Here is an 11945-nt window from a genome sequence, read left to right on the forward strand (position 1 = left end):
TTATCAATATCAAAGTGGGTATCGCTTATGCGGGGACGTTTCATGGTCGGGATGCTGTTGGGGACGGCGTTGGGCAGCATCGCAGTGCCGGCATTCGCGGCAGAGCATGTGCCTGCCCCGGCAGTCGTTGCCGCGGACGATACCGGGCTGGCGGAGGATGATATCCAGACGCGCAAGGACGAGATCGTCGTCAACGGCGAGCGTATCCGCAAGACCGGCAGCACCGGTACCAAGACCGAGACGCCGCTGATCCGCACGCCGCAGGTCATCACCAGCATCGACGAGAAGGAACTGACGCTCCGCAACGCGCTGTCGATCAACCAGGCGCTCGGCTATGTCGCCGGCGTCTCGCCCAACCAGCGCGGCAACGTCGCCACGCGGTACGACCAGCTCTACGTCCGCGGCTTCGCGCCCGGCCAGTATATGGACGGGATGCGGCTGCTCGGCGGCGTCTATTCCACGCCGCAGATCGACTTCCACCTCGTCGAGCGCGTCGACGTGATCAAGGGCCCGGCCTCGGTCCTCTATGGCAACTCGACGCCGGGTGGGTTGGTCAATCTCACCAGCAAGGTCCCCTATGCCGAATCCGGTGGGCGGATCGAGCTGGCGGGTGGCAATTTCGACCTGTTGCGTAGCGCGATCGACGTGAACCAGCCGCTCGACAAGGACCACAAATGGCTGTTCCGCGTCATCGCCGGCGCCGAGCGGTCGGACGGGTTCGTCGCGATGACCGGCAATCGGCGCTATTATGCTCGGCCGATGCTGACCTTTGCGCCCGACGAGGCGACCAGCGTAACCTTGATCCTCAACTACCAGCGCGATCCGGAATCGGCGTCGTACAGCGGCGTGCCGGTCTACGGCTCCGCGCTCGCCAATCCGTTTGGCCAGTTCGCGACCGACTTCAACGTGAGCGAGCCAGCGTACGAGGCGTTCGATCGCAAGCAGAAATCGGCCACGCTGCTGTTCCGCCACGACTTCAACGACCGGCTGAGCTGGGCGACCAGCGCCCGCTACCTCGACGTCGACCTCCACTATCGCCAGATCTACCTCTCCGCGTTCGCGACGACCGGCACAGGCAGCAATCGCAACACCGATTTCTCGACGATCGTACGTGGCGGCGGCGGGTCGGACGAGTCGTTCCGGACGATCACGATCGACAACCACGCGACCGCCAAGTTTGCGACCGGACCGTTGCAGCACACGCTGCTCGCGGGCGTCGACTGGCAGAACAACCAGGGCAACAACGACCAGCAGTTCAACACCGGCGTCACCACCAATCCCGCGACCAGCATCCCGAACCTGAACCTGTTCGTGCCCGTCTATGGCGGCGTGCAACCGAACTTCCCGCTCACCCAGACGCGCAGTTTCCGCAAGATCGACCAGGTCGGCGCCTATGTGCAGGACCAGATCGCGATCGGCGGGCTGCAACTGATCGCGAGCGGCCGCTACGACTGGTACGACCAGACGACGGTGAACCGCAACGCCGCGGCAGGGGCGGCGAGCGGCGTGACGCGGCTCCACCAGACCGCGTTCACTGGACGCCTCGGCGCGCTGTACGAGACCAAGTTCGGCCTCGCGCCGTTCGTCAGCTATTCGGAAAGCTTCGAGCCGCAGACCGGCACCGGCTTCGACGGTACATCGTTCGTGCCGGTCACCGGGCGCCAGTACGAGGCCGGGCTGAAATACCAGCCACGCGGCACCAACGCGCTGTTCACGCTCTCCGCGTTCGACCTGCGCCGCCAGAACGTGCCGACGACCGATCCGGACAACCCTAATTTCTCGATTCAGATCGGCGAGGTCGCGGTGCGGGGCATCGAACTCGACGGACGGGGCGAGATCACGCCGGGCCTGACCGTCACGGTCGCCGGCACCTATACCGTCCCCGAAGTCACGCGTGGTACGCCGGTCGTCGGCACCGGCGACCAGCTGAGCGGCGTCACGGGCACCAAGCCGCTCGGCATATCCAAGTGGAGCGCGTCGAGCTTCGTCAACTACGACCTGTCACGCGCCGGCGGCGGCGCGCTGTCCGGGTTCAATATCGGCGGCGGCGTGCGGTATGTCGGCAAGTCCGACGGCACCGCGACCCGCGTGGAGGCAAACCAGACGCTCACCACCCGGTTCCAGTCGCCGGGCTATGTGCTGGTCGATGCGGTGCTCGGTTACGATCTGGGCAAGTTCGACGAGTCGCTCAAGGGCCTGAGCCTGACCGCGAACGTCGCCAACCTGTTCGACAAGCGCCACATCGCGAGCTGCTTCTTCGTCAACAGCTGTTACTTCGGCGCCTCGCGCACCGTCGTCGGATCGCTCCGCTTCAACTGGTGATCAGCGGACGTCGTCGACCGGCGCTGTCAGGATCACGCGCAGGCCGGGCATGTTGTCGTCCTGCTCGATCGTGCCCGACAACCCGGCGACGATGGCGTTCATCATCCGGCTGCCGAAGCCGATCCGCGTCCCCGACTTGCCGACGCCCTGGTCCGCGACGATCAGGCGCAGTCGGTTGCGATGCTGTTCGAGGATGATGTGGATCGGGCCCGCATCGCCGCGATAGGCGTATTTGCTCGCGTTGATGACGAGTTCGGTCAGCACCAGCCCGATGTTCACCGCGCGATCGGTGGCGACGAGCACGGGCGCGAGATCGAGCGTCATCTGCGCCGCCCACTCCTCGCCCAGCGAGGTCTGCATGTCGCCCGCGAGTTCCTCGATATAGCGCGACAGGTCGACCGACTCGACCTGGTCGTCGCGGTACAGCCGACGATGCACCAGCGCGACCGCGGCGAGCCTCGCCTGCGCCTCGGCGAGATGCTCCTTCACCTTCGCGTCGTCGGACGACTTTGCCTGCAACGACAGGAACGCCGCGACCAGTTGCAGGCTGTTCTGCACGCGGTGATTGACCTCCTTCATCAGGACGTCCTTCTGCGCGATCAACGCGTCCTTGTCGGCGAGCGTCCGCTGCAGGTCGGCGTTGAGCAGGCGCAGGCGCTGGTTGATGTGCGCGTCGTGGAACGCGCGGCGCAGGCGGTGCGCCGCCTCGATTTCCTCGCGCGTCCACCGCCGCGATCGACCGCTGACCGCCTGTGTCCACGATTCGAACGACGTGCGCGGAGTCAGTACCGCATTGGGATCGACCGACACCGCCTTGTGCGGATTGCCCGCCCATTCGACCTCTTCGATCTGCTCGGCACGGAACCACAACAGCACCGCCCCCTCGTCGACCAGCGGCAGCGCGAGCAGGCCGCTCGCCTGCGCACGGTAAGCTTCGGCGCGGGGCAACAGTGCCGACAGTTCATGCGTCGTGAACGGCTCGATCACGCCCCTCGTGCGGGCCCATGCGGCGAGATCGAGAATGTCGTCCTTGCCGGGACACGGCCCGTCGGTGTCGACGACCGTGCCCTCGACATAGGCGAAGCCGTCGCCGTCGAGCATCCGCCGGAGATCGTCGCGCAACGCTGCAACGATGCTGCGCGGGGCCGGCTCGGTTGCCAGCTTGGGGATGACCGCATCCTCCGCCGCGCGCAGCCGCAGCCGCTCGCGGTACGTTTCAGCCTCTTCCTTTGCGCGAATCTGGCGCGCGAGCCCGCCCGCCAGCGTCGCCGACGCCGCACGGATGTCGGGGGTGAGGCCCTTCGGCGAGCCGTGATGGCAGGCGATCAGGCCCCAGAGCAGCCCGTCCTTGACGATCGAGATCGACGCCGACGCCGCCACGCCCATATTGGCGAGATACCGCAGATGGATCGGCGACACGCTGCGCAGCGCCACGTCGCTCAGGTCGAGCGTCTCGAACCCGGCCGGGCGCAGCACCGCGGGCGCGTAGGCGATCGTCGGGATCGTCCGCGTCCGGTTGCGCACGTACAGCGCACGCGCCTGTTTCGGAATGTCCGACGCGGGGAAATGGTGGTTGAGGAAGGTGCCGAGCACCGTCGCCTTGTCCTCGGCCATCACGCGGCCCGCCTCGTCGTCGAGGAAGCGATAGACCATGACGCGGTCGAAACCGGTCAACTGCCGGAACGCGGTCGCGGCGCGCTCGCACAACGTCTGGAGGTTGCTCGCGCGCTCGAACGTCATCGCCATCGCGTTGAGCCGGCCGAGCATGCCGGCCGCCGTGACCGGCTCCGCTTCGACGGGCTCGAGTTCGACCAGCACGTGTTCAGCGTTGCGGTGAAGGGTGACGTCGAACCGTTCGGCCTGGCCCTTCAAAGGCAGCCCGGCGAGCGCGACCCCAGCGACCGTATCGCTGGCGGCGAAGATCGCCTCGACGTCCTGATTCAGCAAGGTCGACAGGTCGCTGCCGAGCCAGTCGGGGGTCAGGCGAGTCTCGAGATCACCCGCGCCCGCCACGACCGTCAGACTGGTCGCATCGGCGACGAGTAGCAGGCCATGCGGCTGGATCGCACCGGGGATGTGGATCGGCTCGCGGTCGCACGCATTGAGGTCCAGCCCCACGCCATCGGTGGAACCGGCAATATCGCTCGACGCGTTCATCTACCCGAAACTCTCCTATCGAGCCTCGATCATGCAGCCCCCGGCGGAACAAAGCAAATACCCGCAGCGGGTTACGATATTAATCTGAAGCAATATCGCGCGGTGCGGACTCGGCATAGCGGCGCGCGATCACCGCGCAGGCGATCAGCTGCAACTGGTGGAACAGCATGACGGGCAGCAGGATCACGCCGACCTGCGCGGGCGGGAATAGCACGCCCGCCATCGGCACGCCCGACGCGAGGCTCTTCTTCGAACCGCAGAATTGCAGCACGATCGCATCCTCGCGCGGTAGCTTCATCACGCGCGCCACCGCGAAGGTAAGCCCGAGCACGAAGGCGAGCAGCGCGGCGCACAACAGCCCGATCAGGATCAGGTCGCCGATCGACAATTTGGTCCACAGGCCCTCGACCACCGCGGCACCGAACGCGCTGTAGACGACCAGCAGGATCGAGCCGCGATCGACCACCGTCAGCATCGCTTTCCGGCGCGTCACCCACGCACCAATCCAAGGCCGCAATAGATGCCCGGCGACGAACGGCACCAGCAATTGCAGCACGATCGCCTCGATACTCTCGATCGAGATCCCGCCGCTGCCCGAAGTGTTCATCAGCAGCGCGACCAGCGCCGGCGTCACGAGAATACCGAGCAGATTCGAGAACGACGCGCTGCACACCGCCGCCGCGACATTGCCGCGCGCGATCGCGGTGAAGGCGATCGACGACTGCACGGTCGACGGGAGCAGCGTCAGGAACAGCAACCCTGCCGCAAGCGGCCCGGTCACGAACGGCAATGCGGTCAGCCCGAGCCCGAACAGCGGGAATGCGACGAAGGTGATGGCCAGCACCGCCAGATGCAGCTTCCAGTTGCGCAGCCCCGCCCAGATCGCATCGCGCGACAGCTTCGCGCCGTGCAGGAAGAACAGCAGGACGATGCCGATATCCGCCGCGTAGCCGACGATCGTCGCCATCTCGCCGCGTGCCGGCAACAGGCTCGCCAGCACGACGGTGCCGAGCAGCATCAGGATGAACGGCTCGAAGACCGCCAGGAACCGCCCCATCACGGATGCGCCTTCACATAGGCGTCGAGCGTCGCGAGATGGCCGCTGAGCGCGTCGTCGTCGAGGAAACTGCCGAGGAAGCTGTTGCGCGCGAGCGTCACGACCTGTTCGCGCGACAAGGTCTTCGCGCGCGCCGTCTGGCGGAAATTCTCGCCGATATAGCCGCCGAAATACGCCGGATCGTCCGAATGGATCGTCGCGCGCAGGCCGAGATCGAGCATCCGGTCGATCGGATGGTTCTCCAGCTTGTCGACGTTGCGCAACGCGACGTTGGACAACGGGCAGACGGTCAGTGTCATCGCATCGCGTGCGAGGCGGGCGACCAGCGCCGGATCCTCCAGCGCGCGGTTGCCGTGGTCGATCCTGTCGACCTGGAGAATATCGAGCGCCTCGTGGATATAGGCGGGCGGGCCCTCTTCGCCGGCATGCGCGCACAGCATCAGCCCTGCATCCGCCGACGCGGCGAACACGCGCGCGAACTTCGACGGCGGATGGCCGACCTCGGACGAATCGAGCCCGACGCCGATGAACTCGTCGAGCCACGGTTCGGCCTGCGCGAACGTCTTGAACGCGTCTTCCTCGTCGAGATGGCGCAGGAAGCTCATGATCAGCCCGACCGACATGCCGTGCTTCGCCTGCGCTTCGTCGATCCCCGCGAACAGACCGCGCGCGACGACGTCGAACGGAATGCCGCGATGCGTGTGCGTCTGCGGATCGAAGAAGATTTCGGCATGCACCACGCCGTCCTGTGCGACGCGGTCGAAATAGGCGACCCCGAGATCGCGGAAATCCTCCTCGGTCTGGAGCACCGCAGCGCCCGCGTAATAGATGTCGAGGAAGGTCTGGAGATTGGTGAAGCTGTACGCCGCGCGGACGTCCTCGACGCTCCTGAACGGGATCGCGACCTTGTTGCGCTCGGCCAGCGCGAACATGAGCTCGGGCTCCAGGCTCCCCTCGATATGGAGGTGGAGTTCCGCCTTGGGCAGGTTCGTGATGAAGTCGTCTGTCATGATCCGTCCTGTCGCTGGGGGTCGCGTCGGCTGCAACCATTCCGCCCGCCACGCACTACCGCAAGTGCGAAAGCCGTTGCATGACAATCCTGTCACGTTACCGAGCGCCGACACCTACGCGAAGGACACCATCAATGCCGACAGGATTGGTCGCACTGCTCGACGACATTGCCGGGATCACCAAGCTCGCCGCCGCCAGCCTCGACGATATCGCCGCGACCACCGGGAAGGCGGGCAGCAAGGCGATCGGCGTGGTGGTCGACGATGCCGCCGTCACGCCGCGCTACATGGTCGGGTTCGAGCCCAAGCGCGAACTGCCGATGATCTGGAAGATCGCGCTGGGGTCGTTCCGCAACAAGCTGGTCTTCATCCTGCCCGCCGCGCTGGCGTTGAGCGCGTTCGCACCGTGGCTGCTGACGCCGCTGCTGATGATCGGTGGCACCTATTTATGCTTCGAGGGCGCGGAGAAGATCCTCGAGGCGTTTGGCGGCGGTCATGCCGAGGAGGTCGTCGCCGAGCCGGTCGATGCCGCGACGCTCGAAGCGCAGAAGGTCTCGGGCGCGATCCGTACCGACTTCATCCTGTCGGCCGAGATCATGGTGATCGCGCTGTCCGACGTCGCGACCAAGCCGATCTGGGAGCAGGCGATCGTGCTGGCGCTGGTCGGGATCGTCATCACGATCGGCGTCTACGGCGTGGTCGCGCTGATCGTGAAGATGGACGACATCGGCCTGCATCTGGCGCAGCGCAGCAGCGCGGTCGTTCAGGCGATCGGGCGTGGACTGGTCAAAGGCATGCCGATCGTCATGTCGGCGCTGTCGGTGATCGGGACGGCGGCGATGGTCTGGGTCGGGGGGCAGATCATCGTCCACGGGATCGAGGAGTTCGGGTTCACGACGCTGCCGCATTGGATCCACGACACGGCGGAGGCGGCTTCGCATGCGGTGCCGTTCGCCAAGGGCGCGGTGAACTGGGTGATGAACGCGTTCTTCTCGGGGATCGTCGGTTTGATCCTGGGCGGTGCGATCGCGCTGGGCTTGCATGCGGTGAAGAAGCCGAAGGCGCACTGACCAACAGGCGTTGCCCGCCCTTCCTTGTTCTCCCGCGAAGGCGGGAGCCCAGTCTGGGTCCCCGCCTTCGCGGGGAAACAAGTCGCGCTTGATTATAAGGCGCTACCACCGCCAACAAACACCACCCCGGCGAAGGCCGGGGCCCAGTTGGGGAACGTGGCTAACTGAGGGTGCGCTACGTTACTCCGACCTTTCCAACTGGGCCCCGGCCTTCGCCGGGGTGGTGCTTTTGAGGCGGAAGAGGCAACCGCTACTTAGCCGTCCACTTCCCCATCCAGCCCAGCACTTCCCGATACCATTGCCGTGAGTTCTTCGGCTTCAGCACCCAGTGGTTCTCACCCGGATTGACCAGCAACCGCGACGGGATCCCGCGCCGCTGCAACGCGGTGAACGTCGCCAGCCCCTGCGTGTACGGAATGCGGAAGTCCTTCTCGCCGGTGATCACCAGCATCGGCGTCTTCCACTTCGCCACGTAATTGACCGGGTTCCATTTTTCGAACGCCTGCGGGTCCTCGTAATAGGCCTTCCCGCCATGCTCCCATTCGTCGAACCAGAGCTCTTCCGTCTCGTACGCCATCGCGCGCGCGTCGAAGACGCCGTCATGCTGGACGATGCACTTGAAGCGATCGGGCCACTGCCCCTCGATCCAGTTCATCATATAGCCGCCGTACGACGCACCGAGCGCACACGCGTTGTCCGCATCGAGCCACGCGAACTTGTCGGTCGCGGCAGCCAGCCCCTTCTTCAGATCCTCCAGCGGCCAGCCGCCCCAGTTGTTGCTGATCGCGTCGGTGAAGCCCTGCCCATAGCCGGTCGAACCGTGGAAATCGACCGCGACCAGACCGTAGCCCGCGCCCGCGAACACCGCGGGGTTCCAGCGATACGACCAGCTGTTGTTGCTCGATCCCTGCGGGCCCCCGTGGACCATGTAGGCAACCGGGACCTTCCCAGTGGAACCGTACGGCTTCACCGCATAGCCCCAGACGGTGTCCGCGTTCGCGCCCTTGAAGTTGAACCGCGTGACCGTCGGCATGTCGATCCCGGCAAGCTTCGTCGCGTTGACCTGCGTCAGGCGCTGCGGTGTGCCGGTGCCCGCGACACGGTAGAAATCGGCGGGTGCGGTGAGGCTGTCGATCGCCACCACAGGCCCCCGCGGCGTGATCGCGACCGCGCTGACGTGACCCTCCTGCGTCAGCCGCGTGACCGCACCGGTGGTCGCATCGACACGGAACAGCGGCGTCTCCTGCGTGTCGTCCGCCGTCACGTAGAGCGACTTCGAGTCCGGCGCCCACGCGATCGAGCCGACCGACCGGTCCCAGCGCTCGGTCAGCGACACCGTCTTGCCGCTGGCGATATCGCGCAGCGTCAGCACCTGGCGATCCGCCTCGAACCCCGGCCGGCGCATCGCGAAATAGGCGAGCGTGCGGCCATCGGGCGACACGGTCGGGAGGTTGTCCGTCGCCTTGTTCGCCGGAGTCAGGTTGACCGGTGCCGCCGAGCCGTCCGCGGGCACCGAGAAGATGTCCAGATTGGTCGACAGCGCTTCGATCCGGCCTGCCTCGCGCAACGCGAAATACACGGTGCGGCCGTCCGGGCTCCACGAAATTTCCTCACCGCCGCCGTTCGGCTTGGACGGAGTATCGCCGACCAACGCGCCGACTAGCGGAACACCATTTCCGGTCGCACCTGCGGCGGTCAGCGGCAGCACGAACAGTTGCGAGCGCGTGCCATCGGCCCACGTATCCCAATGCCGCACGAACAGCTGGTCGTACGTCCGCCCAGCGCCCGCGTTAGGATCCTTCTTCACCATCGCCGGCTCGAGGCTCGGCGCGCCCGGCTTGCGATCCGCCCAGACGAGCAGCTTGTCGCCGGTCGGCGCGACCTTGAAGCCGCTGAACCCGCCCTTGAAGCTGGTGACGCGCCGTGACGTGCCGCCCGTCACGGGCACCGACCAGACCGCATCCTCGCCGCCCTTGTCGGACGTGAAATACACGGTGTTACCGACGATCTGCGGGTCGTTCTCGTTGACCTGCGGGTCGGCGAGCAGCTTTACCGGCGTCGCACCCGGCGTGGTCAGATCGAGCCGCCACAGATCATACCGCCCCTTGTCCGCCGCGAGATCGGTCTCGCGCTGTGCCCAGACGAGCCAATGCCCGTCCTGCGACGCGGTCGGCGCACCGACGCGGCTGAGCATCGTCACGTCGTCGATGGTGAGTTGCCGGGCGGCGGCAGGGGCACTCGCAAAGGCGAGCACGGCGAGGCTGGCGGAGAGCATGATCTTCATGGTGTGCTTGATAGGACGCTTGCGAGATCGCGCGCAATCATCTCGATCGCTTGCGTGAAAGCACCGGTTCAGATCATGGCGGTATGACGCCTCAGAAGACCCGCGCGCCCAGGATTTCGTCGTTCATGTTCACTATATCTGTTCGGTGGTTTCTGGCGGCGGCGCTGCTCGCACTCGGGGCGGGGCCGGTATCGGCGGCGCAGGTGCAACTGCCGATCGACGCGCTGATGCAGGATGCGGGAGAGTATGCGACTCGGTTCGGCGTGCCGTTCGACGAGGCGCTGCGGCGGATGCGTGCGCAGGGCGCCAGCGTGCCGACGACCGACGCGGTGCGTGAAACCTACAAGGATCGCTGGGCCGGCATCGCGATCGAGCATCAGCCGAATTACCGCATCGTCGTGCTGCTGACCGGCAGCGATCCGGTCGCGGAGCAATCGGTGATGGCGGGCGGCATGACCGTGCCGATCGTCTTCCGCACCGGCGCTGCCGCGACGCGCGAGGCCGTGCTCGAAGCGATCACGCGCTATCAGGCGAAGATCCGCGATTCCCTGCCGCATCCGCCTGGACTCGGCGTGGACCAGCGGACCGGCGAACTGGTCGTGATGATCGCGTCGGGCGATGCCGATCTCGACCGCGATGGCGCGCTGCGCACCCGGATCGCGACGATGACCGGCGTTCCGGTGCGGATCGAAGCCGTTGATAAGCCGCCCGCGGACATGGCGCAGGATCAGGTCGCTCCGGTCCCCACGCTCATACCCGCCCCGGTCGACAACGGCGCGATAGAGGGTGGCGGGCGCGTCGTCGGGACGGTCGACGGCAAGCGCTATGCCTGCACGACCGGCTTCGTCGTGTCCGACGGCGTGCGCAACGGCGTGGTCACCGCCGCACATTGCCCGGACACGCTCTCTTACGTCGGCAAGCGCCCCTCGGACGGCAGCCGCGAGGAATGGCCGCTGGCGTTCGTCGGGCAGTGGGGCTGGGGGTATCAGGACGTACAGGTCAACGTCGCGACCGCGCCTGACGTTGGTTACGCACCGCTGTTCTACGCCGACACCGACAAGACGCTCGCCCGGCCCGTCGCCACGTGGCGCTACCGGACGAGCACCCGCGCCGGTGATTTCGTGTGCCATCGCGGCGAGCGTACCGGCTATAGTTGCGCAGTGATCGCGATGGTCGACTTCGCGCCGGCGGGCGATCTGTGCGGCGGTGCGTGCCTGCCAACCTGGGTCGCGGTCGAGGGGCCGACGTGCAAGGCCGGCGACAGCGGCGCGCCGGTGTTCGAGGGCAGCACCGCGCTGGGCCTCGTCAAGGGCGGCACCTATCGCCGCGACGGGACGTGCCTGTTCTATTACTATATGTCGACCGACTATCTGCCGCAGGGCTGGACGCTGCTGCACCGATAGGCGGTGAGGCGGGTCGATTGTGTCTCCCCGCCAAGCGCTGTACGTCCCGCCGGGAACACGGTGCCGCCGAGCGCCGATCGGCGGCCTATCGACACGGGCATGACATGGACTCCTCGGGCCTTGAGGCCGTTTTCCTGGCTAATCGCGATACGCTGCTGCGGTTTATCCGCTCGCTCGGCGCGAGCGATGCGGAGGATCTTGTGCAAGAACTATGGGTGAGGATCCAGACCGCCCCGACCGGGCCGATCGCGTCGCCGCTATCGTATCTGTACCGGATGGCGAACAACCTGATGCTCGATCGGCACCGCGCGGTGCGGCAGGCGGAGAAGCGCGACCGCGAATGGACCGAGGCGACCGGGGGACCGTCGCTCGACCGTTCCGAGGAGCCCTCCGCCGAACGCGTCGTGATCGCACGCGAGCAGGCGGCGCTGGCGGAGTCGGCGTTGCAGTCGGTCGGCGACCGGGCGGCGCGTATCTTCCGACGGCACCGGATCGACGGCGTCGAGCAGCGTGTGGTCGCGGCGGAGTTCGGCGTAAGCCTCAGCACGGTCGAGGGTGATCTGCGCAAAGCCTATCGTGCGATGATCGATGCAAAGCGACGTTACGATGAGGCTTGATCGCAACGTCTCCGTCTTCGGCTAT

At 66.4% G+C, this 11945-nt stretch carries 8 protein-coding genes; 4 read left to right on the plus strand and 4 right to left on the minus strand.

Translation table 11 applies throughout. The features are described from left to right. Nucleotides 1-27 precede the first annotated feature (27 nt). A complete protein-coding gene (locus AC1ME3_RS07855; protein ID WP_480955530.1) occupies nt 28-2322 on the plus strand; it encodes a TonB-dependent siderophore receptor in 2295 nt (764 codons plus the stop codon). On the opposite strand, the gene AC1ME3_RS07860 is transcribed toward AC1ME3_RS07855, so the two are convergent. From AC1ME3_RS07860 to AC1ME3_RS07870, 3 genes are all read right to left on the minus strand, one after another. After that, the gene (locus AC1ME3_RS07860) at nt 2323-4479 is read right to left on the minus strand and encodes a histidine kinase dimerization/phosphoacceptor domain -containing protein (RefSeq protein ID WP_480955531.1); all 2157 of its coding nucleotides are present in this window, start codon (nt 4477-4479) and stop codon (nt 2323-2325) included. It lies immediately after the preceding gene. A gap of 79 nt (nt 4480-4558) precedes the next feature. After that, a complete protein-coding gene (locus tag AC1ME3_RS07865; RefSeq protein ID WP_480955791.1) occupies nt 4559-5536 on the minus strand; it encodes a bile acid:sodium symporter family protein in 978 nt (325 codons plus the stop codon). Continuing rightward, nucleotides 5536-6546 (minus strand): adenosine deaminase, encoded by a 1011-nt coding sequence (locus tag AC1ME3_RS07870; RefSeq protein ID WP_480955532.1) that lies wholly within the window; start codon nt 6544-6546, stop codon nt 5536-5538. The genes AC1ME3_RS07865 and AC1ME3_RS07870 overlap by 1 nt, the downstream gene beginning before the upstream one ends. Before the next feature lie 134 nt (nt 6547-6680). Between AC1ME3_RS07870 and AC1ME3_RS07875 the strand changes: the two genes are divergently transcribed. Then, complete coding sequence (locus AC1ME3_RS07875; protein ID WP_480955533.1) at nt 6681-7616, plus strand: DUF808 domain-containing protein; 936 nt, start codon at nt 6681-6683, stop codon at nt 7614-7616. A gap of 250 nt (nt 7617-7866) precedes the next feature. On the opposite strand, the gene AC1ME3_RS07880 is transcribed toward AC1ME3_RS07875, so the two are convergent. Next, complete coding sequence (locus AC1ME3_RS07880; RefSeq protein WP_480955534.1) at nt 7867-9900, minus strand: S9 family peptidase; 2034 nt, start codon at nt 9898-9900, stop codon at nt 7867-7869. 125 nt (nt 9901-10025) lie between these two features. Here AC1ME3_RS07880 and AC1ME3_RS07885 point away from each other — a divergent pair, with 125 nt between their 5' ends. Then, nucleotides 10026-11303: a chymotrypsin family serine protease gene (locus AC1ME3_RS07885; RefSeq protein ID WP_480955535.1), complete on the plus strand. Its 1278-nt coding sequence runs from the start codon at nt 10026-10028 to the stop codon at nt 11301-11303. 104 nt (nt 11304-11407) lie between these two features. Further along, nucleotides 11408-11920, plus strand: a complete 513-nt coding sequence (locus AC1ME3_RS07890) for an RNA polymerase sigma factor (RefSeq protein WP_480955536.1) — start codon at nt 11408-11410, stop codon at nt 11918-11920. Nucleotides 11921-11945 lie beyond the last annotated feature (25 nt).

The sequence above is a fragment of the Sphingomonas sp. BL2 genome, assembly GCF_056680015.1.